Annotated in this window: 27 protein-coding genes and 1 riboswitch; of the genes, 12 read left to right on the top strand and 15 right to left on the bottom strand. The window is 52.7% G+C overall.

What is annotated here, in order from left to right; all coding sequences use genetic code 11:
* The first annotated feature begins 13 nt into the window (after positions 1 to 13).
* Positions 14 to 1,447, top strand: a complete 1,434-nt coding sequence (hldE, locus tag ACLD4K_RS11315) for a bifunctional D-glycero-beta-D-manno-heptose-7-phosphate kinase/D-glycero-beta-D-manno-heptose 1-phosphate adenylyltransferase HldE (RefSeq protein WP_000867682.1) — start codon at positions 14 to 16, stop codon at positions 1,445 to 1,447.
* A gap of 159 nt (positions 1,448 to 1,606) precedes the next feature.
* On the opposite strand, the gene ACLD4K_RS11320 is transcribed toward hldE, so the two are convergent.
* The 3 genes from ACLD4K_RS11320 to ACLD4K_RS11330 form a co-directional block, all read right to left on the bottom strand.
* Complete coding sequence (locus ACLD4K_RS11320) at positions 1,607 to 1,666, bottom strand: type I toxin-antitoxin system Ibs family toxin (RefSeq protein ID WP_197400330.1); 60 nt, start codon at positions 1,664 to 1,666, stop codon at positions 1,607 to 1,609.
* A 238-nt stretch (positions 1,667 to 1,904) separates the two neighbouring features.
* The gene (locus ACLD4K_RS11325; RefSeq protein ID WP_411011876.1) at positions 1,905 to 3,584 is read right to left on the bottom strand and encodes a flotillin family protein; all 1,680 of its coding nucleotides are present in this window, start codon (positions 3,582 to 3,584) and stop codon (positions 1,905 to 1,907) included.
* Positions 3,585 to 3,602: 18 nt separating this feature from the next.
* Entirely contained in the window at positions 3,603 to 4,223 is a 621-nt protein-coding gene (locus tag ACLD4K_RS11330; RefSeq protein WP_411011877.1) for an OB-fold-containig protein, read from the bottom strand.
* 257 nt (positions 4,224 to 4,480) lie between these two features.
* On the opposite strand from ACLD4K_RS11330, the gene glgS reads away from it, so the two are divergent.
* Positions 4,481 to 4,690 (top strand): cell surface composition regulator GlgS, encoded by a 210-nt coding sequence (glgS, locus tag ACLD4K_RS11335; RefSeq protein ID WP_183059485.1) that lies wholly within the window; start codon positions 4,481 to 4,483, stop codon positions 4,688 to 4,690.
* A gap of 73 nt (positions 4,691 to 4,763) precedes the next feature.
* Here the strand turns inward: glgS and ubiK are convergent, their stop codons facing one another.
* A complete protein-coding gene (ubiK, locus tag ACLD4K_RS11340; protein WP_411011878.1) occupies positions 4,764 to 5,060 on the bottom strand; it encodes a ubiquinone biosynthesis accessory factor UbiK in 297 nt (98 codons plus the stop codon).
* Positions 5,061 to 5,192: 132 nt separating this feature from the next.
* Positions 5,193 to 5,391: riboswitch (FMN riboswitch) on the top strand.
* A gap of 105 nt (positions 5,392 to 5,496) precedes the next feature.
* On the opposite strand from ubiK, the gene ribB reads away from it, so the two are divergent.
* Entirely contained in the window at positions 5,497 to 6,150 is a 654-nt protein-coding gene (gene ribB, locus ACLD4K_RS11345; protein WP_001076978.1) for a 3,4-dihydroxy-2-butanone-4-phosphate synthase, read from the top strand.
* Between the two features lie 170 nt (positions 6,151 to 6,320).
* On the opposite strand, the gene dsbI is transcribed toward ribB, so the two are convergent.
* Genes dsbI through ACLD4K_RS11360 form a run of 3 tightly spaced genes read right to left on the bottom strand, consistent with a single transcriptional unit; the run spans position 6,321 to position 9,500 of the window.
* On the bottom strand, positions 6,321 to 6,998 hold the full coding sequence (gene dsbI / locus ACLD4K_RS11350; RefSeq protein ID WP_023219226.1) for a protein-disulfide oxidoreductase DsbI: 678 nt from the start codon (positions 6,996 to 6,998) through the stop codon (positions 6,321 to 6,323).
* Positions 6,999 to 7,012: 14 nt separating this feature from the next.
* Positions 7,013 to 7,684 (bottom strand): thiol:disulfide interchange protein DsbA/DsbL, encoded by a 672-nt coding sequence (locus ACLD4K_RS11355; RefSeq protein WP_023219225.1) that lies wholly within the window; start codon positions 7,682 to 7,684, stop codon positions 7,013 to 7,015.
* 19 nt (positions 7,685 to 7,703) lie between these two features.
* Positions 7,704 to 9,500: an aryl-sulfate sulfotransferase gene (locus ACLD4K_RS11360; RefSeq protein WP_411011879.1), complete on the bottom strand. Its 1,797-nt coding sequence runs from the start codon at positions 9,498 to 9,500 to the stop codon at positions 7,704 to 7,706.
* Between the two features lie 399 nt (positions 9,501 to 9,899).
* Here ACLD4K_RS11360 and ACLD4K_RS11365 point away from each other — a divergent pair, with 399 nt between their 5' ends.
* Positions 9,900 to 10,076 (top strand): hypothetical protein, encoded by a 177-nt coding sequence (locus ACLD4K_RS11365; RefSeq protein WP_411011880.1) that lies wholly within the window; start codon positions 9,900 to 9,902, stop codon positions 10,074 to 10,076.
* 66 nt (positions 10,077 to 10,142) lie between these two features.
* Here ACLD4K_RS11365 and zupT read toward each other — a convergent pair whose 3' ends face one another.
* Complete coding sequence (zupT, locus tag ACLD4K_RS11370) at positions 10,143 to 10,916, bottom strand: zinc transporter ZupT (RefSeq protein ID WP_000115874.1); 774 nt, start codon at positions 10,914 to 10,916, stop codon at positions 10,143 to 10,145.
* A gap of 140 nt (positions 10,917 to 11,056) precedes the next feature.
* On the opposite strand from zupT, the gene ygiD reads away from it, so the two are divergent.
* Positions 11,057 to 11,845, top strand: coding sequence for a 4,5-DOPA dioxygenase extradiol (gene ygiD / locus ACLD4K_RS11375; protein ID WP_411011881.1), 789 nt, complete (start codon positions 11,057 to 11,059; stop codon positions 11,843 to 11,845).
* Between the two features lie 61 nt (positions 11,846 to 11,906).
* Here the strand turns inward: ygiD and ACLD4K_RS11380 are convergent, their stop codons facing one another.
* The 3 genes from ACLD4K_RS11380 to tolC all read right to left on the bottom strand — a co-directional run bounded on the left by ACLD4K_RS11380 (position 11,907) and on the right by tolC (position 15,435).
* Complete coding sequence (locus ACLD4K_RS11380; protein ID WP_000442834.1) at positions 11,907 to 13,070, bottom strand: glutathionylspermidine synthase family protein; 1,164 nt, start codon at positions 13,068 to 13,070, stop codon at positions 11,907 to 11,909.
* 5 nt (positions 13,071 to 13,075) lie between these two features.
* Positions 13,076 to 13,747, bottom strand: a complete 672-nt coding sequence (locus tag ACLD4K_RS11385; protein WP_411011882.1) for a DUF1190 family protein — start codon at positions 13,745 to 13,747, stop codon at positions 13,076 to 13,078.
* A gap of 212 nt (positions 13,748 to 13,959) precedes the next feature.
* Positions 13,960 to 15,435 (bottom strand): outer membrane channel protein TolC, encoded by a 1,476-nt coding sequence (gene tolC / locus ACLD4K_RS11390; RefSeq protein ID WP_072157388.1) that lies wholly within the window; start codon positions 15,433 to 15,435, stop codon positions 13,960 to 13,962.
* A 200-nt stretch (positions 15,436 to 15,635) separates the two neighbouring features.
* On the opposite strand from tolC, the gene nudF reads away from it, so the two are divergent.
* The 5 genes from nudF to parE are packed head-to-tail and all read left to right on the top strand — an operon-like array spanning position 15,636 to position 20,040.
* Positions 15,636 to 16,268 (top strand): ADP-ribose diphosphatase, encoded by a 633-nt coding sequence (nudF, locus tag ACLD4K_RS11395; RefSeq protein ID WP_001231950.1) that lies wholly within the window; start codon positions 15,636 to 15,638, stop codon positions 16,266 to 16,268.
* A complete protein-coding gene (locus ACLD4K_RS11400) occupies positions 16,265 to 16,687 on the top strand; it encodes a DUF1249 family protein (RefSeq protein ID WP_000833404.1) in 423 nt (140 codons plus the stop codon). Before nudF ends, ACLD4K_RS11400 begins: the two co-directional genes overlap by 4 nt.
* A 24-nt stretch (positions 16,688 to 16,711) precedes the next feature.
* Positions 16,712 to 17,539, top strand: a complete 828-nt coding sequence (gene cpdA / locus ACLD4K_RS11405) for a 3',5'-cyclic-AMP phosphodiesterase (RefSeq protein WP_000444735.1) — start codon at positions 16,712 to 16,714, stop codon at positions 17,537 to 17,539.
* Complete coding sequence (gene yqiA, locus ACLD4K_RS11410) at positions 17,539 to 18,120, top strand: esterase YqiA (RefSeq protein WP_000105725.1); 582 nt, start codon at positions 17,539 to 17,541, stop codon at positions 18,118 to 18,120. The genes cpdA and yqiA overlap by 1 nt, the downstream gene beginning before the upstream one ends.
* Positions 18,121 to 18,147: 27 nt before the next feature.
* Positions 18,148 to 20,040, top strand: coding sequence for a DNA topoisomerase IV subunit B (gene parE / locus ACLD4K_RS11415; RefSeq protein WP_000195318.1), 1,893 nt, complete (start codon positions 18,148 to 18,150; stop codon positions 20,038 to 20,040).
* A 124-nt stretch (positions 20,041 to 20,164) separates the two neighbouring features.
* On the opposite strand, the gene ACLD4K_RS11420 is transcribed toward parE, so the two are convergent.
* The 4 genes from ACLD4K_RS11420 to qseB form a co-directional block, all read right to left on the bottom strand.
* Positions 20,165 to 20,479, bottom strand: coding sequence for a putative quinol monooxygenase (locus tag ACLD4K_RS11420; RefSeq protein WP_000958587.1), 315 nt, complete (start codon positions 20,477 to 20,479; stop codon positions 20,165 to 20,167).
* Positions 20,480 to 20,510: 31 nt separating this feature from the next.
* Positions 20,511 to 21,092, bottom strand: a complete 582-nt coding sequence (locus ACLD4K_RS11425) for an NAD(P)H-dependent oxidoreductase (protein WP_000065416.1) — start codon at positions 21,090 to 21,092, stop codon at positions 20,511 to 20,513.
* Between the two features lie 106 nt (positions 21,093 to 21,198).
* Positions 21,199 to 22,548, bottom strand: coding sequence for a quorum sensing histidine kinase QseC (qseC, locus tag ACLD4K_RS11430; protein WP_000779328.1), 1,350 nt, complete (start codon positions 22,546 to 22,548; stop codon positions 21,199 to 21,201).
* The gene (gene qseB / locus ACLD4K_RS11435; RefSeq protein ID WP_411011883.1) at positions 22,545 to 23,204 is read right to left on the bottom strand and encodes a quorum sensing response regulator transcription factor QseB; all 660 of its coding nucleotides are present in this window, start codon (positions 23,202 to 23,204) and stop codon (positions 22,545 to 22,547) included. The genes qseC and qseB overlap by 4 nt, the downstream gene beginning before the upstream one ends.
* 151 nt (positions 23,205 to 23,355) lie before the next feature.
* On the opposite strand from qseB, the gene ACLD4K_RS11440 reads away from it, so the two are divergent.
* Both ACLD4K_RS11440 and parC read left to right on the top strand, forming a co-directional pair.
* A complete protein-coding gene (locus tag ACLD4K_RS11440; protein ID WP_023248566.1) occupies positions 23,356 to 23,748 on the top strand; it encodes a YgiW/YdeI family stress tolerance OB fold protein in 393 nt (130 codons plus the stop codon).
* A 129-nt stretch (positions 23,749 to 23,877) separates the two neighbouring features.
* The gene (gene parC, locus ACLD4K_RS11445) at positions 23,878 to 26,136 is read left to right on the top strand and encodes a DNA topoisomerase IV subunit A (protein ID WP_411011884.1); all 2,259 of its coding nucleotides are present in this window, start codon (positions 23,878 to 23,880) and stop codon (positions 26,134 to 26,136) included.
* Positions 26,137 to 26,211: the final 75 nt, after the last annotated feature.

Consider the following 26,211-nt stretch of genomic DNA (forward strand, 5'->3'; position numbering starts at 1 on the left):
TCAGGAGACAGGAATGAAAGTAAATCTGCCAGCGTTTGAACGTGCAGGCGTCATGGTTGTGGGTGATGTAATGCTGGATCGCTATTGGTATGGCCCCACTTGCCGTATTTCACCGGAAGCGCCGGTGCCCGTGGTTAAGGTAAATACCGTTGAGGAACGCCCGGGCGGCGCGGCGAACGTGGCGATGAACATTGCGTCTCTGGGAGCGAACGCCCGTCTGGTCGGCCTGACGGGTATTGATGACGCCGCGCGCGCGCTGAGCAAAACGCTGGCAGAGGTCAATGTGAAGTGCGACTTCGTTTCTGTGCCGACGCATCCGACGATTACTAAACTGCGCGTACTATCACGTAATCAGCAGCTCATTCGTCTTGATTTTGAAGAAGGCTTTGAGGGCGTGGACCCGCAGCCGTTGCATGAGCGTATCAACCAGGCGCTGGGATCGATCGGCGCGCTGGTACTGTCCGATTATGCCAAAGGCGCTCTGACCAGCGTGCAGACTATGATTTCCCTGGCGCGCCAGGCGGGCGTGCCGGTGCTCATCGATCCGAAAGGAACGGATTTTGAACGTTACCGCGGCGCCACGCTGCTGACGCCAAACCTTTCTGAATTCGAGGCGGTCGCGGGGAAATGTAAAAGCGAAGACGAACTGGTTGAACGCGGCATGAAGCTCATTGCCGATTACGACCTTTCCGCGCTGTTGGTCACGCGTTCCGAACAGGGAATGACGCTGCTGCAACCGAATAAAGCGCCGCTACATATGCCGACGCAGGCGCAGGAAGTTTATGATGTTACCGGTGCGGGCGATACGGTGATCGGCGTGCTGGCGGCGACGCTGGCGGCGGGAAATACCCTGGAGGAGGCGTGTTATTTCGCCAATGCGGCGGCGGGCGTAGTGGTAGGTAAACTCGGGACGTCAACGGTTTCCCCTATTGAGCTGGAAAACGCAGTGCGCGGACGCGCGGATACCGGCTTCGGCGTCATGACCGAAGAGGAGCTGAGACAGGCCGTCGCCAGCGCGCGTAAGCGTGGCGAGAAAGTGGTCATGACCAACGGCGTTTTCGATATTCTGCACGCGGGCCACGTCTCTTATCTGGCGAACGCGCGCAAACTGGGCGACCGCCTGATTGTTGCGGTCAATAGTGACGCCTCGACTAAACGTCTGAAAGGCGAAAGCCGTCCGGTTAATCCGCTCGAACAGCGTATGATCGTGCTGGGCGCGCTGGAGTCAGTCGACTGGGTTGTCTCTTTTGAAGAGGATACGCCGCAACGACTGATTGCCGGTATTCTGCCGGATCTGCTGGTAAAAGGCGGCGACTATAAGCCGGAAGAGATCGCAGGCAGCGAAGAGGTCTGGGCCAACGGCGGCGAAGTCATGGTGCTGAACTTCGAAGATGGTTGTTCCACGACCAATATCATCAAAAAGATCCAGACCGAGAGCGAGAAGTAAAACCGCGACATCAGGCGTTACAGACGCTGCGGGCGCCGATTTTGAAGGCGCGTCGGACATTTTGTTTCGACGCGTATCTCGCGGTTGACGCTGCTTTTTTTTCGACCTAAAGTAAAGGAATAAGGGTGAGAGGGGATCTCTCCCCCCTCTGATTGGCTGTTAGTAAGCTGGGAAACTTATCAGTAACAGAACAATCAGTATGATGACCTGTTGCATCATAACCCTTTCCTTATTAAAGCCCCTTCCTCGGGAGGGGCTTTCCCGTTTCATCTCCTTGCTGACATCGCGATTGTTGGTGAGTGGCCTGTCTGGCGCAAGGGCTTTCTCCCGCCGATTTTGCGTTACTGGATCGCCCACGCAAAATGGCCTGCTGGTTATAACGCTTTGTACAGACAAGGTGGAAAAAAGATAAAAAAATCCCCGGCCTTATGACCAGGGACAGGAGATATGGCGGGGGTTATTGCTCTTTTACCGTTGCTTCGTGATTAATCTCATCCGTTGCCGATGAAACCAACGGCGTGGTCAGCGCCTTTAGCGAGCCGCCAGCGATGCCAATCTCGTTTAACAACGAATCGATCAGCGGCGCCTGGGTACGATAGGTGAGCGCGGCAGATAACGCTTGTTCCGCCAGGTTTCCCCCGTTAGCGCAGCCAGCGGCGACGTCGCCCGCCGTCGCGCTGCGATTGAGGCCATCGACCTGAATAATCTTAATGCCGTCGATGGATTTCATCGGTTCAACAGACTTCTCAATAACAGCAGGCAACGATTGTAAGAGCGCTAGTTTAAATTTGAGGCTGGTTTGTTCGTCAGAAAGCACGTTGATAGCGTCATTCAGCGCCCGTTGTGCTTCGGCTTCCGCCAGACCTTTTTTACGCGCTGCTTCCGCCAGTTCGATGATGGCGGCGGCTTGCAATTCTGCCGCTTCTTTCTCTGCTTTTGCCCGAACGGTCAGTTCGACCGCTTTGGTTTCCGCATCCTGTGCCGCGGCGATCAGAGCGACCTGCTTGGCGCGATCCGCTTCGGCGGTCTGGCGGGTGGTTTCTACGTTTTGCTGGGCGCGAACCGCATCGGCCAGCGCGTCGTTGGCGCGTGCTTCCGCTTGCGATTGTTGCTCGGATTTGGCGGCAATGGCGATAGATTTCGTCTGGTTGGCGATTTCTGTCACCTGTTGCTGTTCGATCTCTTTAATACGTACTTCACGCTCGGCCTCAACTTTCCTGGACCGTACTGCTTGCTCACGTTCGATCTCCGTCTCCTGGATCTGCCGCTCAGCAAGAATGCGCGTCTGTTCTGCTTCGCGATGGCGCTCGGCCTCAAAAGCGGCAATTTTGGCGTTTTGTTCGGCGGTGCGGGTTTTAACCTGTTGCTCCTGCTCCAGAGTCATAAAGGCTTCTTGCTGCTCGATTTCCAGCTTGCGCTCAAGCGCGTCGCGGTTCTTTTCGCGCACCGCTACTTCCACATCCTGTTCCACTTCATTACGTTCACGACGGCGGCGTTCGGTTTCCTGCGTCAGTTTCGTCAGACCTTCGGCATCAAAGGCATTGTTTGGGTTGAAATGCTCTTTGGACGTTTGGTTAAAGTTGGTTAAGGAGACGCTTTCCAGCTCCAGGCCGTTTTTCGACAAATCTTCCGCAACGGTGTTTTGTACGCCCTGAACGAAGTTTTCACGCGTATCCTGTAGCTCATGCATCGTCATCTGGGCTGCGGTAGCGCGTAAGGCGTCAACGAATTTATCCTCAACCAGCATACGCAGATCTTCCGGCGACAGCGTTCGCTGACCAAGCGTTTGTGCGGCGGTGGCAATACCTTCAACAGAGGGTTTTACACGCACGAAGAAAGCAACGACCACGTCAACGCGCATACGATCTTTGGTGATCAGGCTGTCGACGGTAGCACGGCTGACTTCAAGTTTTAGGGTATTCATATTGATCGGAATAATTTCGTGAAAGATTGGCATCACAATAGCGCCGCCGCTCATCACCACTTTTTGCCCGCCAAGCCCGGTACGGACAAACGCCTGTTCCGCAGATGCGCGGCGATAAAGGCGAGCAAAAATGATCCCGATAATTAGTAAGACGATAACCGCCACGATGGCGGTAAACATCCATGATGGCAATATGCCAAAAACATCATCCATTATGTAAGTTCCTCTCAATTAGACATAGAAGGTACGCTCAGCCAAATAACGCGTTGCGGAAAGTCGGCAGACAATCAGCACCTTGTCTCCTTTTTTAAATTCTTTTCCCGTTTCGGGTTCCAGCAGTAAATAGTGAATCTGGCCGAACTTATCGGTAAATTTTCCTTCGCAAGGTGTACCGGCAACGGCGGCGTGGCCGGTAATAATCGCCATGCCGCCGATAAATTCCTCTTCCCGGAGGGCGGAGCTTTCATCTCTGGGTAGCCACGGCGCGAGGATTTTTCCGCTGTAATGCACGGTAAAGACCGACAGGACAATGCTCAACGGGACCAGCAGCAGATTGCTGAGCGGCGCTTGCCAGAGCATGATCCCGCCATGCTGGATGAGGATACCGAAGAGGCCGAAATAACCGGCCAATAGACAGAGGACGACCAGTGCGGGAACGCGTCCAATATTCAGATAATGAAGCACCTGGCCCGCAGGGCCGGATGACAGGGCGTCATAATGATCGAGATGGGCGTCGAGCGCGCCTGAAAGAAAGTGGCCAAAAATCAGAGAAATCATCTCCAGCACGCCGATAAAGAAAACGAACGCGATGGCAAACAGATAGGGGCTGTTATACTCCGCAAATAAGGTCATATTTTCTATCCTTGTCGCCGCCTTCAGAAGAGTGTTCTCGTGATAATTTTCATGCTTGTTATTTCATTGCGTTACAATATCATGTGACCCATATCTCCTTAAGTCCGAAAAGCGATTTATCCGTCGTTATCTTTGGTGAATATTGTGATTTTGCGCATTAAATTTGCGCACGTTATGTATAAAACCGCCGTACATATAGGGAAATACTGAAATTAGAAAAAGCATATAGCCTTAACAGAATTCAATAACTGGAGGGTATGCTGATGAACAACAATAACGTCTATTCATTAAATAATTTCGATTTTCTGGCGCGCAGTTTTGCCAGAATGCAGGCGGAGGGGCGTCCTGTTGATATCCAGGCGGTAACCGGCAATATGGACGAGGAGCACCGTGACTGGTTTTGCAAGCGTTACGTGCTTTACTGCCAGCAGGCGACTCAGGCGAAAAGGTTAGAATTAGAACACTAATGCAGGCTCCCTTTACAGGTGCAGGGCATTATTCAGATCTTATATGAGCGGGCCGTCAGGCCCGTTCACGTTTTTACTCTTGTGGATCGACTGGCGGGATGGCGGGCGCAGGTTTTACTCCTTCAGGTTTGTCGCGAGCTTCCAGTTCGCTGAGGCGTTGCTCCAGCAGCGCCAGTTTTTCCCGGGTGCGCAGCAAGACCTGAGTCTGGACATCAAACTCTTCGCGGCTCACCAGATCGAGACGTGTTAGCTGAGATTGCAGCGTTTGACGGATTTTTTTCTCGATATCTTCCCCGAACTCGCGAATACCTTTCGGCATTGACTCATGAACCTGGCGTGCGATTTGCTCAATTTTTTTCGGGTCAATCATTGTGGTTTCCCTGAACTGGTAAGTGTTAGCTCTTATTGTAGTGCGATATGTGGACGCCATAAACCAGAATTGTGTGACGTCATACGGAGTAAAGGCGTTGATGAAGGTAATCAATAGCGTTATAGTTAACCCGCTTATTCTCAGGGCGGGGCGAAATTCCCCACCGGCGGTAAATCAGCGATGTTTAACGCATTTCTCATCACGGCGCGCCGTGACGGAACGCGGAGAGCAGGTTGAAAGCCCGCGAGCGCTTTTTGCCATAGCGAAAAGGTCAGCAGATCCGGTGTAATTCCGGGGCCGACGGTTAAAGTCCGGATGGGAGAGGGTAACGATCCAGTCGGGCATGGACCCGCTCACGTTATTTTTTTGCCGCTTGTCGGCACTCCTAAGACTGCCCTGATTCTGGTAACCATAATGTTAATGAGGTTTTTTTACCATGAATCAGACGCTACTTTCCTCTTTTGGTACGCCTTTTGAACGTGTTGAACTTGCACTGGATGCGCTGCGTGAAGGACGCGGTGTGATGGTGCTTGATGATGAAGATCGTGAAAACGAAGGCGATATGATTTTCCCCGCAGAGACGATGACCGTAGAACAGATGGCGTTAACCATTCGTCACGGTAGCGGTATTGTTTGCCTGTGCATTACTGAAGACCGTCGTAAGCAGCTCGACTTGCCAATGATGGTGGAAAACAACACCAGCGCCTACGGCACCGGTTTTACCGTGACCATTGAAGCCGCAGAAGGCGTGACCACCGGCGTTTCCGCCGCTGACCGTGTCACTACGGTGCGTGCGGCAATTAAGGATGGCGCAAAACCGTCCGATCTTAACCGTCCGGGGCACGTTTTCCCACTGCGCGCTCAGGCGGGCGGCGTGCTGACGCGCGGCGGTCATACGGAGGCGACCATCGATCTGATGACGCTGGCCGGTTTTAAACCTGCAGGTGTACTGTGCGAGTTGACTAACGACGATGGGACGATGGCGCGCGCGCCGGAGTGTATCGCGTTTGCAGGCCAGCATAATATGGCGGTAGTCACGATTGAAGATCTGGTGGCTTACCGCCAGGCGCATGAGCGCAAAGCCAGCTGATCGAACGGATCATGGTTGAAAAAAGCCGATGAGATGTCATCGGCTTTTTTGTATTCCTCTGGTGTCATATTGTTCAGTTTCAAAGAACGACGAATAAGCTGAATGGTAGAATTATTGTGAGAAAAGCAGAGGTCTGAATGCAGACCTCTGCTTTGGTTTATCTATTCAGGTTATTTGCCTCTGGCCAGTTTCAATGCCCAGGCACCGCTCATGACCAGCAGCAGAACCAGGCACAGCCCAAAGGCCAACAGACATGCCTGCGCCATGTTCATAAAATGCCAGGGCGGAAGCAGATACCAGCCTTCGGACTGCTGGTAGAGATCGACAAACCACTGCTGTACGTTACTGAGCGTCACGCCATCAGGGACGATAGGTGCGTCATAACCGCAGTCTCCGGTAGGTTTAAACCACTCCGGTGCCCATTCCGCCAACGGTAAGTTGAAAGGAAAGGTCGGGTCAGTCGAACATCCTTGCACGCCAAAAAGTGAATCGGGGTCCGCATTATGTACCGCATGATGGATACCATTAAGCTTAATAGAAAACTTAATGCCTATAATGCTGCCATAAAACGCCGCGATGCAGCCAATCAGCTTCAGCACGATATTTTTGGGATTTATCGCCGCAATCACCCCGCCAATTACCATCACAAACATCGCGTAACGGATGTAAACACACTGCTCGCACGGTGCCATGTAGAGGTAGATTTGGAAGAACGAGTGCGCCAGGATAATCAACCCTCCCATCGCGACGGCCATTAACAGCCACAGAAAGCGCTGTTCCTGCCATCTCACCAGCGTATCTACTGGTCTTGCGCGTAGGTCTCGCCATAATCCCTTAATAAAATCCATAATCGTTTTCCTGCTTATTTTTTAGTGGCCAGTTCCCGAACGAGTTCAGCCATAGAATCGATGGATTTGATGTTTTTGGTGTAGATAAGGTACTTGCCGTTGACGACGTAAGCCGGAACACCCTGAATTTTGGCAACGTCATAGGCGGCTTTCCATTTTTCCAGAGTCTCCTGAACGGCAGGATCTTTCAGCGCCGCTTCAAAATCAGCCTGGCTCATGCCTGCGGCGTCCAGCCCGGTTTTAATAAATGCCGCCGGATCTTTCCCATCTGACCAGCGCTCTTTCTTATCATGGTAAGCCGTGTACCAGGCGAACTTCGCTTTTTTGAATTGTGATTTAGCATCAAACAACGAAATCCCGGCAGCTTTATCTTTGGCGATCAGGACTGCAAATACTTCGCTGGCCTGTTTGCCATATTTGCCTTTTGTTTCCAGGTGGAACGGAGTGAACGTAACGAGATCGGCTACTTTATCAGAAACCGGACCTGTTACGGCTTTGTCATATTTGTAGCAGAAAGGGCAGTCGTAGCTAAATACCTTAATCAGCGTTTTATCCGCATTAGGAATCGGTTTCTCCAGAACCATATAATCTGTGCCCTCGGTAAAAGCCGAGGCCGCAAAAGGAGTGACCAATGCCGCGGTTAATACTACGCTTTTAAATAAAGAGGTAATCCATTTAGATGACATATTAATTCCTTCTCGTGATTTATTTAAACATTTGCGTTGGATGAACCAGTAACGCACGATAGTGAGTCTGGTTGGGTTTATCCGACAGCACATCAATTTCAACTTTCACTTCTTTCGTTTTATAGTCAATCTCATTAAGTTTGCCGACTGTTGGTTGACCAACGTCGAACAGATTAATAGAACCGCCAAAGCCGAACATGGTGTCGCGGTCTTTTTGGTATTCAACAACCGAGGTGATAGGACTATAGAAATCATATCCACGCTCTTTACCGTATTCCCAAACTTGTTGTACGGTGCCTTTCTTCTCATCGATCTTATATTCGACAAAACGGGAATATTTCATGGTCGGTAGGGCCGGTTGCTCCAGGCCGCGACCATCGCCGTTATCAAAGACCGTTAACGTGCCTTTGCTGGAAAGCCATGCCGTATGTTGGGTATAGGTGAAATCGAAATCGGTGTTCTGACACTTGCCGTTTTCGTCACAGGTCAACGGCTTACCATGATCGTCTACTGGTTTCAGCAATTTACTGGCTAGTTGTTTATTCCAGCCTTTAGACGGCGCCAGTATCCATTTCACCTGCTTATCGCGACCAATTTTTACAATACCCTGATGGCGGGAAGAAAGGATAATGGAGTCATCTTTCGCGTCATAAGCGATAGAGTTGACGTGCGCCCAGTTACGGCCAGCACCGACACCAAGCGCATCGCCATACGGCGTATCCGGTTCGAGTTTCGCCTGCTGTCCGGCATGGGCCAGATCGACGTTCACACATACTGCGCCCGCATCCAGAGCGCCGAGCAGCGCATCACGCATAGGGTCGAGGATTTTGGTTAAATCCCAAACGTCCACTACGCGGCCAGACTTATCGACCTCAATGATTTGGTCGCGAATAGTGTGAACATGTATGCCATCTTCTTTGCGGTAATCGCGTTTGCCGACGCGCAGCAGTACGGTGCCGTTCACGGTTTCGATGGATTCATGAGACGCATCCAGGAACCCGCGCGGCAGTTTATGATCGGCAAGAATTTGCCCCATCATATCAAACTCGTACCAGTGTTGGCCCTGCACCGCGGTAAAGGTGCCGCGAGGCGTTTCACGAATACCCATCAGGTAGCCGCGTTTGTTGATATTCATATCGTGGCCGTCGTAGAAGGTATCTTGATCCAGCCACCAGCGGTATTCACCCTGGGTGTCGACCACAAACGTATAAGGGGCGATATCGAAAGGCAAAGCCCCACCCGCCGGACCGGCATCAAGAATGCCCGCATTTTTATCTTTTTCGCCGTGCCAGTGAAATTCAGCGCCCTGCGGCGTAAAAGTATGGGTATTTACCAGATAAAGGCGATCTTCAAATCCTGGCGCGACTTTAATAACTTTCGTTTGCTGGAGATCTGAAATAGAACGGTTATCCATATAATGGTTGACGATGGCGGACGTCTGCACCACATAGTCATCCTTCATGGCTTTGCCGTTTTCTTTATATTCTACCGTGACGTTGTTGGCAAATTTCTGATAAAGGCCAAAAATCGGAATACCGTCATAGGTTTCTAAAGACTCTTTCCCAACGGTATAAGTAACAGGAACGCCTTTTTCCCCTTTGCCATGTACAGTAACTTTAACGTCTGAAATAATATGGCTATCTAATTCCACCAGTGCGGTGAGAGGGGCGTTTCCGTAAGGATCGACAACGACTGCGCCTAATTTCCCTGCGGGCTGTGCCGGTTGAAAACCTGCGGCAAACGTACTGGCTGCGGTGAGTCCGCATGTCAGTGCGACAGCGCCGGCAAGTATTGTTTTCCGGTATTGATTAAACATGGATATATCTCCTTATATACAACTTCTAAATATAATACTTCTGAATATACTATGTTTTTATGAATGATAAATGAGGTAAATGATTGGTCTTTAAATATAACTAATGATGTTATTGCTTATTTTAAAATATACTCTGCATCAATATTTTTTAATTACCTTAATAAGTCGATAGTAGGAGGGTGATATTTTAAGAACAATATAAATTAGTACGAAGTGTGATCTTATCGACATTGTTTTCTGCTTAATACCTCTTTCATTATTGGGTTTCACCACTGATTTATATGATCAAAATCATTTATTTGTTCCACAAATATGCCAGTATATGAATACGTCAAAATAAGGGTATGTAAAATTTTAACGTTAAATGTTTAGTGATGTTAAATTTTAAGGGTAAAAAGGATGTTTATTGCCTGGTATTGGATAATATTAATCGTTCTGGTGGCGGTAGGGTATATTTGCCATATGAAGCGTTATTGCAGAGCGTTTCGGCAAGACAGAGATGCATTACTTGAAGCGCGAACGAAACGTTTTCGCCAGACGAGCGAAGGCGACAGCGTGATGAATGAGCAGAAATAGCGCATATCCTTGACGGGCAGCCGGATGTTGCCTGGCTAAAGGCCTGCATCCGGCGCGACGTTTCTCTTAACCGATACCTATCGTCTGCAAAATGACGAGACTGAGCCCCATGATGGACATACCGCAAAGCACACCATAGCTGGGGTTATTGTTAGGATCGATCTCTTTTGCCAGCGGCATCAGTTCATCAACGGAGAGCGCCACCATAATACCGGCGACTGCCGCCATGATAGCCGCCATAACGATTGGCGAAACCAGACTGCCCAAAATCAGCCACGCCAGCACGCCGCCAAGAATTTCCGCCATGCCGGAGATACCGGCCCAAAAAATCGCGGTACGTTTTGAGCCCGTCGCGGCATAAACCGGGCCGGCGACCGCCAGACCTTCAGGAATATTGTGCAACGCCACCGCCAGTGCGATGCCGAAGCCCAGTTCAAGATTGCTGCTGGCAGTGACAAAGGTGGCGATCCCTTCCGGAAAGTTGTGCAGGCTAATGCCGAGCGTCAATAAAATCGCAGTGCGTTTTATCGAGCCGGGAAGCGGCTGCTGCCTTTTTTGCACCAGATCCTGCGGATGAGCGTGAGGAAGCAGGCGGTCCAGCCCGAAGTAGCCCAACAGGCCGATAATAAACATCCCGTAGCCCAGTACGGGCGACATTCCCTCGGTATCAAGCGCGGCGGGCAGCATCTCCATCAGCGAGATGAGCAGCATGATCCCTGCGGCGAAGCCCAGCGAAAAAGCCAGCACGCGGTTAGACGGTTTTTGGCCGAGAACGCCAAGAAACGCGCCAATAAAGGTGGCGGCGCCCGCCAGTAAGGTCAGAATAAGTGGTACTGACATCCATTACTCCTTATCAATTTGCCGTCCGAACCTGACCTTCAAAATAACTGATGATCTTCATCATAGTTATCTGAGTTCTTCCTCTGTGAAGAAAGCGTATGGTGATGTTAACAAAATGTCTTTCCTGTAAGGATAACATCATGTCTTTAACGTGTATGCCAGCATTGTTTTTGGGGCATGGCAGCCCGATGAACGTGCTGGACGATAACGATTATACCCGCGCCTGGCGGCGATTGGGGGAAGCTCTGCCGCGACCACAGGCGATAGTGGTGGTGTCGGCGCACTGGTATACCCGCGGGACGGGCGTCACAGCGATGGAAAGGCCGCAAACTCTCCATGATTTTGGCGGTTTTCCGCAGGCGCTGTATGACACGCATTATCCGGCCCCTGGATCGCCTGCGTTGGCGCAGCGTCTGGTTGAACTGTTGGCTCCCGTTCCCGTCGCGCTCGATAAAGAGGCGTGGGGATTTGATCACGGCTCCTGGGGCGTATTGATCAAGATGTACCCGAATGCGGATATCCCGATGGTGCAGCTTAGTGTTGATAGTACCAAACCGACGGCATGGCATTTTGAGGTGGGTCGTAAGCTGGCGACGCTGCGTGATCAAGGCGTGATGCTGGTGGCCAGCGGGAATGTGGTTCATAACCTGCGGACTGTGCGTTGGCACGGTGACAATATACCGTATCCCTGGGCGGCGTCATTTAATGACTTTGTGAAAGCCAATCTGACGTGGCAGGGGCAGGTAGAACAGCACCCGCTGGTGAATTATCTGCAACATGAAGGGGCCGCCTTATCGAACCCGACGCCGGAGCACTTTTTGCCTTTGCTGTATGTACTTGGTGCCTGGGATGGCAAGGAACCTATCACCATCCCGGTCGACGGTATTGAGATGGGCAGTATAAGTATGTTGTCGGTGCAGGTGGGGTAGGCTGGATAAGGCGCTGAATGATTGCCCGATGGCGCTACGCGCATCGGGCTTACAGGAAAATCTATCCTTCGACAAAAATATGCGGATAGAAGCGGGAGAGATCCTGGGTGATCAGCGCCCGATCTTCACGGATACCAATTCCGGCGGGCTGATCGTTAATCAGCCAGCTACCAATCAGGGTGTAACTGTCGCCGAATTTTGGCAGCGGATAGAACTGTTGCACGATCATACCCTCTTCGCCATACGGGCCTTCCACGGATTCGATCGTTTTACCGTTCTCAATAATCGATACGTTCGCCCCTTCGCGGGAGAAGATCGGTTTCACAACATATTTATCCATTTGCGGATGTTCGTCTTCGGCGAAATACGCAGGCAACAGATTCGGATGGTCCGGGAACATCTCCCACAACAGCGGCAATAACGCTTTATTGGAGATAATGCTTTTCCAGGCCGGTTCCAGCCAGCGCACGCCGGCATCTTCCAGCTTGGTGGAAAACATCTCGCGCAGCATAAATTCCCACGGATAGAGCTTGAACAGGTTCGCAATGACCTGATCCTGCAGATCCGTAAATTGGCCTTTTTCCCCCAGACCAATATCGTCGATATAGAGAAATTCGGTGGCGATTTCCGCTTCGGCCGCGCAATCCTGTAAATACTGAATGGTGCCGCGATCCTCAACCGTATCGCGACAGCAGGTGAGATGCAGCAACTGAAAACCGTATTGCTCGCGAAGTTCAGCAAAGCGTTCAATCAGCTTTTCCTGCAGGCTATTAAACTGATCGCTGCCTTCCGGCAGATTGCCCGCGTTGATCTGATCTTCCAGCCAAATCCACTGAAAAAACGCCGCTTCATACAGCGATGTTGGCGTGTCGGCATTATTTTCGAGCAGCTTAGGCTCGCCGATGCCGTCCCAGGCCAGATCGAGGCGGGAATAGAGCGACGGTTGTTGCGTTTGCCAGGACTGACGAACAAAACCCCAGGTATGTTTTGGAATACGAAACTTCGTCATCAGCTCATCGCTGGCGATGACGCGTTCTACTACCTTGAGGCACATCTGGTGCAGCTCGGCGGTAACGTCTTCCAGTTTTTCCACCTGGGCGAGCGTTAACTTGTAATAAGCGTCTTCACACCAGTACGGTTCACCATACATAGTGTGAAAATTAAACCCGTATTCAGTCGCTTTATCGCGCCAGTCCGGGCGCTCGGTAATACTGACTCTTTCCATGCGTATCAGCCGCCCATCGAACGTGTTGAAGTACCGGCAGCGCTACGCTGCATGGTGCTCTGTTTGGCGACGGATTCGCCAAAACCGCCGCGGGTAACGGTTGTGGTGGTGGCTGGTTTCGGCGCCATCGCGGTTTTCGGTACGGTCATTGTCCGGCCCGGTTGCGCCGCGCCGTAGTTTTTACCTGCCGCATCGGTATATTTGCCGTATGCAGGGCTGGCCGGGTTTTTCGAGCTAAACAGCGGCTGTTGCGCAAAGCCTGCGCCGCCGCCCATCAGACGCCCCATCATGTAACCTGCCATAAGCGGCATCCAGAAACTGCCGCTGGATTGTTGGGTCTGCGCCTGATTTTCCGGTGCCATGCCAGCCTGTGCGGGCGCTTGCTGGCACTGACCTTCGCCAAACTCAGCGACGCAATCTTCGCGTGTAGCGTACTTAGGCGCAGTACGTTCGGCCTCTTTCAGCGCGTTGTTATACGCGGTTGTACACTCCGCGCTTTTGCCCGGATTCGCCGCCGAACAGTCATCAGCGTTTTGATACAGCGATACGGTTTCATCGCTTTTTTCACAGCCAGCCAGCATAAAAACAGCCGTAACCGCCAGGGCGACCGGCGTTAAATGCCGCGCGCTCCAGCTTTTGCGAAATGATGCGTGATGGATGGATTTTGTCCGTTTCATATTTGTCTTCCAGGACCCAGTGGTAAATACAACATGCGTTCAGAATAGAGGATGACTGGTCGAAATTGAAGCGAGAAAAGGCGAGAATGCGGCGGAATAGCAGGATCTTTACGTTGTCTTACGTTCAGGTGCGGCTTCATGACAGGTAGCACCGCGCTTACCAGATCTACAAGGGCACAGGTCTGATAAGCGCAGCGCCAGCGAATAACTTATCAATGCCGGAATGGATTGCCGTTATTGCTGTTGGCGCGAGCGGCGGTCGGCTGTACTGCCGGCGCGGCGCTATGGGCATTATAACCGTCTGCGGCAGCATCCTGCTCTGGCGTTTCCGGCGCTACGCTTTCCGGCGACGTCGGGATAGGTTTACCCAACGTACTGTTAAGCGCGAGCAGATCCTGCTCGTTCAGCGTACCGAGCGCATATTTGATATTTAACTGATTAATCAAATAGGTATAACGCGCGTTGGCCAGTTGCTGCTTGGCATCATACAGAGTGGTGGTGGCATCCAGTACGTCAACAATGGTACGTGTACCGACCGAGTAACCGGCTTCCATTGCATCCAAAGAACTTTGCGCGGAAACGACCGCCTGTTTGTACGCGTTGATGCTGCTGATGGAGGCGTTAATATTGTTAAAGGAAGAACGTACGGTCTGCACCACGCTACGGTGCGCGCTTTCCAGCTGTTCGCTTGCGCCGACGAAGTTATACTGCGCCTGTTTTACCTGCGAGTTAACCATTCCGCCTTGATACAGTGGCAGGGAGAAGTTCAGGCCGATTTTATTCTGCCCCATGTTGCTATCGTCGTACTGGGCGGAGTTGGTTTTAGAACCGCTATAAGAGGTATCAGAAACGCCGGTTGAGGCCGTTAAATTCAGCGTCGGCAGATGACCATCCTGCGCCTGACGGATTTGCTCGCGCGCCAGATCCTGACTTAAACGCGCCTGCAACAGCGACAGGTTACGGTTTTCCGCTTCCTTCAGCAGCGCATTCACAGCTTTAGGTTTGTCGGTTTTAAAATGCTCGACGTTAAGCGACGCCAGCTCCGGGTAATAATTGCCGGTTACCTGGCGCAGCTCTTCTACCGCGTTATCCAGGTTGTTGCGGGCGGTCACTTCATTCGCCAGTACGGTATCATATTGCGCACGGGCGTTTTGCACGTCGGTAATGGCGACCAGACCCACGTTAAAACGTTGCGTCGTTTGATCTAACTGACGGTAGATAGCCTCTTTTTGCGCCTGGGTATAGGAAAGCACATCAATAGCGTTCAATACCTTAAAATACGCGTTCGCGGTATTGAGGATCAGCGTCTGCTGATCGGTTTGATAGGTAACATCCTGAATGCCTGCTGCTTTTTCTTGCAGGGTGAGCCCGCGCCATTTCGACATATCAAATAGCGTCTGCGTTAATTGCAGGGAAGCGCTGGTTTCATTGGAGTTGATACCGTTCGCATCGCGATAACCGTTGCTGTAGGTGTAGTCGGCACCTAAACCCAGTTGCGGCAGTAAAGGACTACGCGCTTCGTTAATTTTTTCGAATGCAGCATCGCGATCGGCAGCGGATTTACGCAATTCCGGGTTGCTCAGGCGTGCTTGCTGATAAACTTGCATCAGGTTCTCTGCCTGGCTTAGTGTGCTGAACCCCGACAGGCTCAGGCCGATAAGGATGGGGAGCAATTTCTTCATTTGCATTCCTTGTTGTGAAGCAGTATTTAGCGCTGATCAATTTGTAAAAATAATTGCTGATTCTAGCAGAATCCGCCACTGCAAAAAGTTGGCGTTACGTGCCATACGAGCCTTAATTGGCACCAATTTACCACAAGGGTGATAAAACAGCAGTCAACCACCCTTGAAATTCATCATTTAATCATTATTGCTAGCAGGGCAGCACAATGCGTAAATCAGACAACTTGCCAGTTACTTTCACCAAAAGCGATGTAGAAATTATTGCACGGGAAACGCGCTATCGCGGTTTTTTTTCATTGGATGTGTATCGATTCCGCCATCGTTTATTCAACGGAGAAATGAGTGGCGAGGTAAAGCGCGAAATTTTTGAGCGCGGGCACGCCGCCGTCTTGCTACCCTTTGACCCTGAACGCGACGAGGTGGTGCTGGTCGAACAGATTCGTATTGCCGCGTATGACACAAGCGTTACGCCGTGGCTGCTGGAGATGGTCGCCGGCATGATAGAAGAAGGCGAAACCATTGAGGCGGTCGCCCGGCGAGAGGCGATGGAAGAAGCGGGGCTGACCGTAGGCCGCACCCGACCGGTCATCAGTTACCTGGCGAGTCCAGGAGGAACCAGCGAGCGCTCATCTATTCTGGTGGGTGAAGTGGACGCCACGACCGCGGCAGGTATTCATGGTCTGGCGGATGAAAACGAAGATATTCGGGTTCATGTGGTAAGCCGGGAACAGGCATACCAGTGGGTAGAAGAGGGGAAAATCGACAACGCAGCCGCAGTCATCGCTTTGCAATGGCTTCAGTTGCATCATCAAGAGTTAAAAAACGAGTGGAAAAAATGAAGCGTTATACACCTGACTTCCCAGAAATGATGCGTTTGTGCGAAACCAATTTTTCGCAATTGCGCCGCCTGCTGCCGCGCAATGACGCCCCCGGTGAAACGGTGAGCTATCAGGTGGGCAACGTACAATATCGGTTAACGATTGTGGAATCGACCCGATACACTACGCTTGTAACGATCGAGCAAACGGCGCCAGCCATCACCTACTGGAGCCTGCCGTCGCTGACGGTGCGCCTCTACCATGATGCGATGGTGGCTGAAGTGTGTTCAAGCCAGCAGATCTTTCGCTTCAAAGCGCGGTATGATTATCCAAATAAAAAGTTGCATCAACGCGACGAAAAGCATCAAATTAATCAGTTTCTGGCCGACTGGCTACGATTCTGTTTAGCACATGGAGCGATGGCGATTCCGGTTTATTAGCGTCGTGAAACCTAAGGACACCATTTGGAAAGCCTGTTAACCCTACCTCTGGCTGGTGAGGCCCGAGTCAGGATTTTACAAATTACAGATACTCACCTGTTTGCCGAAAAGCATGAAACGCTGTTAGGCGTCAATACCTGGGAAAGTTACCAGGCCGTGCTGGAGGCTATTCGGGCGCAACAGTATGAATATGATCTGATCGTGGCGACCGGCGATCTGGCGCAGGATCAATCCGCTGCGGCTTATCAGCATTTTGCTGAGGGTATCGCAAGCTTTCGCGCGCCTTGCGTTTGGCTACCGGGCAATCATGATTTTCAGCCGGCAATGTACAGCGCGCTGCAAGAGGCGGGGATTTCCCCGGCTAAACGCGTGTTAATCGGTGAACAATGGCAGATTTTGTTGCTGGATAGCCAGGTGTTTGGCGTACCGCATGGCGAACTGAGCGAGTTCCAACTGGAATGGCTTGAGCGTAAGCTCGCCGATGCGCCAGAGAGACAGACATTGCTCCTTTTGCACCACCATCCGTTGCCGGCAGGGTGCAGTTGGTTGGATCAGCACAGCTTGCGTAATGCCGGTGAGCTGGATAGCGTGCTGGCGAATTTCCCGCGTGTAAAATATCTGTTATGCGGACATATTCACCAGGAGCTGGATCTTGACTGGAACGGTCGCCGTCTGCTGGCGTCGCCGTCAACCTGCGTACAGTTCAAACCACACTGCGCGAACTTTACGCTGGATACTATCGCGCCGGGCTGGCGTACGCTGGAGCTCCGGGCGAACGGCGTCCTGGAGACGGAAGTGCATCGCCTGCAGGATACCCGGTTCCGACCCGATACCGCTTCGGAAGGATACTGATGTCTACGCTTCTCTATTTGCACGGATTCAACAGTTCCCCTCGCTCGGCAAAAGCGTGCCAGCTAAAAAACTGGCTGGCGGAGCGTCATCCGCATGTTGAGATGATCGTCCCTCAGCTGCCGCCGTATCCTGCCGATGCGGCGGAGTTGCTGGAATCTCTCGTGCTTGAGCATGGCGGTGCGCCATTAGGGCTGGTAGGATCGTCGCTGGGTGGTTATTACGCCACCTGGCTGTCGCAATGTTTTATGCTGCCGGCTGTGGTGGTGAATCCCGCCGTGCGGCCCTTTGAATTACTAACCGACTATCTCGGTCAGAACGAGAACCCCTACACCGGGCAGCAATATGTGCTAGAGTCTCGCCATATTTATGATCTTAAAGTCATGCAGATTGACCCGCTGGAAGCGCCGGACCTGATCTGGCTACTGCAACAGACGGGCGATGAAGTGCTGGATTACCGCCAGGCGGTGGCATATTACGCCTCCTGCCGTCAGACAGTGACCGAGGGTGGTAATCACGCATTCACGGGCTTCGAAGATTATTTCAACCAGATTGTCGATTTTCTTGGACTGCACAGTTGCTGACAATCAATTCGAATTGCTAATTAAACCATGACGCAAACTTATAACGCTGATGCCATTGAGGTACTCACTGGGCTTGAGCCGGTACGCCGCCGCCCGGGAATGTACACCGATACGACCCGTCCCAACCATTTGGGTCAGGAAGTGATTGATAATAGTGTGGATGAAGCACTGGCAGGTCACGCCAAACGCGTGGATGTCATTTTACATGCCGATCAATCGCTGGAAGTGATTGACGACGGACGCGGGATGCCGGTGGATATCCATCCGGAAGAGGGGGTTCCGGCGGTAGAACTGATCCTCTGTCGACTTCATGCCGGCGGTAAATTCTCCAATAAGAACTATCAGTTCTCTGGTGGTCTGCATGGGGTGGGGATTTCGGTAGTGAATGCCCTGTCAAAGCGCGTGGAAGTGACCGTGCGCCGCGACGGTCAGGTCTATAACATCGCGTTTGAAAACGGCGAAAAAGTGCAGGATTTGCAGGTTGTCGGCACCTGCGGTAAACGTAATACTGGCACCAGCGTGCATTTCTGGCCGGACGAAAGTTTCTTCGACAGCCCGCGTTTTTCTGTCTCTCGCTTAATGCACGTTCTGAAAGCAAAAGCGGTGCTGTGTCCCGGCGTAGAAATCACTTTTAAAGATGAAGTGAATAACAGCGAGCAGCGCTGGTGCTACCAGGATGGTCTGAACGACTATCTGGGCGAAGCGGTAAACGGCCTGCCGACGCTGCCGGAAAAGCCGTTTATCGGTAATTTTAACGGTGAAACGGAAGCGGTTGACTGGGCGCTATTGTGGCTGCCGGAAGGCGGAGAATTATTGACGGAAAGCTACGTCAACCTGATCCCGACCATGCAGGGGGGGACGCACGTCAACGGTCTGCGCCAGGGCCTGCTCGACGCGATGCGCGAATTTTGCGAATACCGCAATATTCTGCCGCGCGGCGTCAAACTGTCGGCGGAAGATATCTGGGATCGCTGCGCTTATGTGCTCTCCGTGAAAATGCAGGACCCGCAATTTGCCGGGCAGACCAAAGAGCGTCTGTCGTCGCGTCAATGTGCGGCATTTGTTTCCGGCGTGGTGAAAGATGCCTTCAGCCTGTGGCTGAACCAGAACGTGCAGGCGGCGGAACAACTGGCAGAGATGGCGATTGCCAGCGCGCAGCGGCGACTGCGCGCCGCAAAAAAAGTGGTGCGCAAAAAGCTCACCAGCGGTCCGGCGTTACCGGGGAAACTGGCGGACTGTACCGCGCAGGATCTTAATCGGACCGAGCTGTTCCTTGTGGAAGGGGATTCGGCAGGCGGTTCCGCCAAGCAGGCGCGCGATCGCGAATATCAGGCGATCATGCCGCTCAAAGGTAAGATCCTTAACACCTGGGAAGTCTCTTCCGATGAAGTGCTGGCCTCGCAAGAGGTGCATGATATTTCCGTGGCGATCGGTATCGATCCGGACAGCGACGATCTGAGTCAGCTGCGCTACGGCAAGATCTGTATCCTGGCGGATGCGGACTCCGATGGTTTGCATATCGCTACTCTGCTTTGCGCGCTGTTTGTCAGACATTTCCGCGCGCTGGTGAAGAATGGTCATGTCTACGTCGCGCTGCCGCCGCTATACCGTATCGATTTGGGTAAAGAGGTCTATTACGCGCTGACGGAAGAAGAGAAGGCGGGCGTACTGGAACAACTGAAGCGTAAGAAAGGCAAGCCGAACGTACAGCGTTTCAAAGGCCTGGGTGAAATGAACCCGATGCAGTTACGCGAAACCACGCTTGATCCGAATACTCGCCGCCTGGTGCAGCTCACCATTAGCGATGAAGACGATCAGCGTACTAACGCGATGATGGATATGCTGCTGGCGAAGAAACGTTCTGAAGATCGACGCAACTGGCTACAGGAAAAAGGCGATCTCGCGGATCTCGACGTGTAACGGTTGTTGCACGCTTTATCCGGTCTGCGCGGCGCAGGCCGGATAAGCGAATCCGACATGACGCCGCAGCCTGATGGCGACACTTGCGCATCGCATCAGGGAGACGTCAGACGAGGGTAATAACTTAAACGCCGGATTCCAGAATACGAATATTCATTTCCAGCACATCGTCTTTTACCGCGTCGCTATAGGCTTTCATATGCGGGGTTTGCAGATGCGCCTCAAGGTGCGCAACGCTTTCCCACTGTTCAATCATCACGATCGAGTCAGGCGCCAGAGTCTGAAAACTCACGCCCGCGGCATGATCCACCATCGGTGCGTAACCGTGGCACCCCTCTTCTTTAAGAACGGTTGGAATAATTTTCGCAAACTGATCGAGGACGGCCTGACGGTGATGTTGGCCCGGACGCGTGCGAATTTCGGCAATGACGGTAAGCATGGTTAACTCCTTCTAATTCCAGGATGACCAGTTAAGCAAAAATTTCGCTCAGATGCTTGCGATATTCTGCGGTATAGCGCGGAACATCCGGCATTTTAATCACGTCGTTGGCAATAAACGTTGGCAGCGCGTCCATGCCCAGGAACTGGTTGGCTTTATGGAAGGGCAGATAGACGCCATCTACGCCTACGCCGTGGAAAAACTGATCTTTTTCGGTAAATGCTTCCATCGGCGCGTTCCACGTCAGTGACAGCATATATTTTTTCCCCTGCACCAGACCGCCGGAACCGTACTTTTTAGCGGCATCGGAACGCGTGCGGCCATCGCTGGCATAGAGCGTGCCGTGACCTTCGGTAAAGACATCATCCATATATTTTTTTACTGTCCATGGCGCGCCCATCCACCAGCCTGGCATCTGCCAAATCACCACGTCAGCCCAGACGAAATTCTGCACCTCTTCTTTAATGTCATAGTCGCTGTCGGCGCGGACGATCTTAACCTGATGACCCAGATCGCGCAGAAGCCCATCGGCAACTTCGGTCAGGGTGTCATTCAACTGGCCGTTGGAGTGCGCGAATTTTTTCGCCCCGTTGATAATCAGGATGTTACTCATTTTGTCTCCTCAAGAAATGCGTTTGCTGCTGATTCTACGCTGACGGGCGGTGCGGTGAAATTAGCAAAATGTGCAAAGTCTTTTGCGTTTTTGGCAAAAGTCTCTGCTACCAACTTACTACGGCCTCAAATCCACCTTCCGCGGCGTTGCCAAACGACACCGTCATGCCGTGCAGCGTAGCGATGCGACGGACGATTGATAATCCCAGACCGCTGCCGGTCACACTTTGGCCTGGCGGGCGGTAAAAACGCTCGCCGATATGCGTCAGAATCTCTGGTGCCACGCCGGGGCCATTATCTCTGACGGTGAAGCTGCGGGCATGTAAGGTAACGTCGACGACGCTGCCCTGCGGACTGTAGCGAATCGCATTATCCAGCAGGTTACGCACTAACAGGCTTAAGAGTAGCGGCTGGCCGGTACGTATGACGTCATGGGCGTTAAGCTGTAAACGCACGTCGATATTCGCCTGCTGCGCCGGATGATAAATGTCCATCACCGCGGACTGCAGCAGCTCTTCCAGCGAAATCTCCGCTACATCCTGCAAATTATTGAGCGAGTCGAGACGCGATAATGTCAGTAGCTGATCGACCAGCCGCGTGGCGCGATCGATCCCCGCATGGAGCTGGGTCAGCGCTTTATCGCGCGATAGCGGATCGTCGCCCGAGAGCTGCGCCACCTCGGTTTGTACTTTCAGCGCGGCCAGCGGGCTGCGCAATTCATGGGCGGCGTCGGAGGTAAATCGCCGTTCGCGCACCATCATGGAGTGGATGCGGCTAAAAAGCTGATTAAGCGCTTCGACCAGTGGGCGAACCTCGCTCGGTACGCCTTTGGCGTCGAGCGGCGTTTCCGATTCCGGCGACCGGAAGCGCAGCGCCTGCGCCAGTTTTTTCAACGGTCTGAGCTCGCGGTGAAGCAGGAGTAATAAAATCAGCAGCATGAAGGGAAGGGCGATCAGCCACGGCGTTAATTGCGCCGCCACGATCGCCAGCGCCATATCTTCGCGGTAATCCCACTCCTGACCGACGACGATACGATACTTACCATCCGCCGAGTTCAACCACAAAAAACGCCAGAGGTCGTTGTCATCCTTCAGATAGCCATTGTCGAAACCTTCCCGGCGATAGCGATACGGAATATCCTGGCCGTTGTCGCCATCATGCAGCAACATTTTGCCGTCAGCGGAAAAGATGGCAAATGCCAGCGCATCGTCATCGATATGCCCATGTTTTAATTTCTTTGGCGTATGCGCCATGCGCTGCGGGGCGTTGATCTCGTTAAGATCGAGCGTGCTAAGCCGTCTGGCGAACAACATCAACTGTGTGTCAAACAGCTCGTCGACATTATCCGTCGTCTTTCTCCAGGCCACAAAACTGGAGATTGCCCAGGTGATGGAGACCAGAATCAGGAAAATAAGCGTCAGCCTGACGCGCAGGCTGAGACGTTGCGTCAATTTCATGCGTCACCCAGGGTGTAGCCGATGCCGTGTACGGTGCGAATAAATTCGCTGCCGAGCTTGCGGCGTAAATGATGAACATGGACTTCCACTGCATTGCTGGACACGTCGTCATCCCAGTTATACAGCTTCTCTTCAATAAGCTTGCGCGGCAGCACGCGACCTTTGTTGCGCAGTAAGAGTTCCAGCAACGCGAACTCTTTTGGTTTTAGGGCCAGCGGTTCGCCGGCAAGCGTCGCGACGAGATTGCCTGGATTGAGCGTCACCTGGCCGTGGCGCAATTCGCTACTGGCCTGACCGCTGGCGCGGCGTACCAGCGCCTCCAGACGGGCGGCGACCTCAATGAGCGCGAAAGGTTTACATAAATAATCATCGGCGCCCAGACGTAGCCCCTCGACGCGCTCTGCTAACGCGTCGCGCGCCGTCAGGATCAGTACCGGTTCCTGTTTACCCTTTTCGCGCCATTCGCGCAAAATATCCCGTCCGTCCATGCCTGGCAGCGTCAAATCTAAAATGGCCGCATCATAAGGCGCGCTGTAAAGCGCCTCTTTGCCCGGACGTCCCTCGGTAAACCAGTCGACGCTGAAACCCATTTTACTCAGACCCGCTTTTATGCCATCGCCAATAAGTGTGTCATCTTCTACCAGTAAAATTCGCATCTGTTCTTCCTTGCGGTAACTCGCGTTGCCGTCAGTTAACCTTGTCGCCGCAGGCGATGTACAGAAAAAAAGAATCTTTTTTTGCCTTAAGAAGTTGTTAAGGATTACCTTATTTAATGGATCTGAAACGACATGAAAGGGAAAAGTAATCATGAAAAAATTAGCTGCAATCGTTGCCGTTATGGCACTGTGTTCTACCCCGGTTCTGGCGGCTCAGCAGGGCGGTTTCTCCGGCCCGTCGGCGACGCAAACGCAAGGCGGCGGATTTGTCGGCCCGAACGGCAGCAGCACGACGGTAGAGAGCGCTAAATCGCTGCGTGACGATGCGTGGGTAACGCTGCGCGGGAATATCGTCGAGCGCATTTCCGACGACCTGTATCTGTTTAAAGATGCGACCGGTACTATCAATGTGGATATTGACCACAAGCGCTGGAACGGCCTGACCGTAACCCCGCAGGATACCGTTGAAATTCAGGGCGAAGTGGATAAAGACTGGAACTCTGTCGAAATCGACGTAAAACAGATCTCTAAAGTTGCCAAATAAACTCCATCAGGGCCGCGCTCGCGGCCCTTTTCTTTGTGACTCAACGCGCCAGATAGGGTAGTATCTGCGGCAATATTGCCTGAGAGATACCGGGTATTATTCGGGCTAACAGTTGAGGAATCACAATCAATGAGCGATATGGCAGAGCGCCTTGCGCTACATGAATTTACGGAAAACGCCTACTTAAACTACTCCATGTACGTGATCATGGATCGTGCGTTGCCGTTTATTGGCGACGGCCTGAAGCCGGTACAGCGCCGCATCGTCTATGCGATGTCAGAGCTGGGGCTGAACGCCAGCGCTAAATTTAAAAAATCCGCCCGTACCGTCGGTGACGTGCTGGGTAAGTATCATCCGCACGGCGACAGCGCCTGCTATGAAGCCATGGTGCTGATGGCGCAGCCGTTCTCTTACCGTTACCCGCTGGTCGATGGCCAGGGAAACTGGGGCGCGCCGGATGATCCGAAGTCATTCGCGGCAATGCGTTATACCGAATCTCGCCTGTCCAAATATGCCGAGCTGCTGTTAAGCGAACTCGGTCAGGGGACGGCGGACTGGGTGCCAAACTTCGACGGCACGATGCAGGAACCGAAAATGTTACCGGCGCGTCTGCCGAACATCCTGCTGAACGGCACCACCGGTATTGCGGTGGGCATGGCAACAGATATCCCGCCGCACAACCTGCGCGAAGTGGCGAAAGCGGCGATTACGCTGATTGAGCAGCCGAAAACGACGCTGGATCAGTTGCTGGATATCGTCCAGGGGCCGGATTACCCGACCGAAGCGGAGATCATTACCCCACGTGCGGAAATTCGTAAAATTTACGAAAACGGGCGGGGCTCGGTGCGTATGCGCGCGGTATGGACCAAAGAAGACGGCGCCGTGGTGATCACCGCGCTGCCGCATCAGGTCTCTGGCGCGAAAGTGCTGGAGCAGATTGCTGCGCAGATGCGTAATAAAAAACTGCCGATGGTGGACGACCTGCGCGATGAATCGGATCACGAAAACCCGACGCGTTTAGTGATTGTGCCACGCTCCAACCGTGTGGATATGGAACAGGTGATGAACCATCTGTTCGCCACCACCGATCTGGAAAAAAGCTACCGTATTAACCTGAACATGATCGGTCTGGATGGTCGTCCGGCGGTGAAAAACCTGCTGGAGATCCTCACCGAGTGGCTGGCGTTCCGTCGCGACACGGTGCGTCGTCGTCTGAACTATCGTCTGGAGAAAGTGCTTAAGCGCCTGCATATCCTCGAAGGTCTGCTGGTGGCGTTTCTCAACATCGATGAAGTGATTGAGATTATCCGTAGCGAGGATGAGCCGAAACCCGCGCTGATGTCGCGTTTCGGCATCAGCGAAACCCAGGCGGAAGCGATTCTCGAACTGAAACTGCGTCATCTCGCCAAACTGGAAGAGATGAAAATTCGCGGCGAGCAGGACGAGCTGGAAAAAGAGCGGGATCAGTTGCAGGGCATTCTCGCATCCGAACGCAAAATGAATACCTTGCTGAAAAAAGAGCTACAGGCAGATTCCGATGCCTATGGCGACGATCGCCGTTCTCCGCTGCGTGAGCGCGAAGAAGCTAAAGCGATGAGCGAACACGATATGCTGCCGTCCGAACCGGTGACTATCGTGCTGTCGCAGATGGGCTGGGTGCGCAGCGCCAAAGGTCATGATATTGATGCGCCGGGGCTTAACTATAAAGCGGGCGACAGCTTTAAAGCCGCGGTGAAAGGTAAGAGTAATCAACCGGTGGTGTTTATTGATACCACCGGGCGCAGCTATGCTATTGATCCCATTACGCTTCCGTCGGCGCGTGGGCAGGGCGAGCCGCTGACCGGTAAACTCACGCTGCCGCCGGGGGCGACCGTAGAGCATATGCTGATGGAAGGCGATGACCAGAAACTGCTGATGGCGTCGGATGCGGGCTATGGCTTCGTTTGTACGTTTAACGATCTGGTTGCCCGTAACCGTGCCGGTAAAACATTGATTACACTACCGGAAAATGCGCACGTCATGCCGCCGCTGGTGATTGAAGACGAGCACGATATGCTGCTGGCGATTACCCAGGCCGGACGGATGTTGATGTTTCCGGTAGACTCTCTGCCGCAGCTGTCGAAAGGCAAAGGGAATAAGATCATTAATATCCCCTCTGCGGAAGCGGCGAAAGGCGATGATGGACTGGCGCACCTGTACGTGCTGCCGCCACAAAGCACTCTGACTATCCATGTCGGGAAGCGCAAAATCAAACTGCGCCCTGAAGAGTTACAAAAGGTGGTCGGCGAACGTGGACGCCGTGGCACATTAATGCGCGGCCTGCAGCGTATCGATCGCATTGAGATTGATTCACCGCATCGCGTAAGTCATGGCGACAGCGAAGAGTAAGACAGGGGCACCCGTAAGCCGGACAAGGCATTTAAGCCGCCATCCGGCGCTCTGCCGTTGCCGGATGACGACGCA

It is taken from the genome of Salmonella sp. 741265055_HSA (genome assembly GCF_046569525.1).
Lineage (GTDB): Bacteria > Pseudomonadota > Gammaproteobacteria > Enterobacterales > Enterobacteriaceae > Salmonella > Salmonella enterica.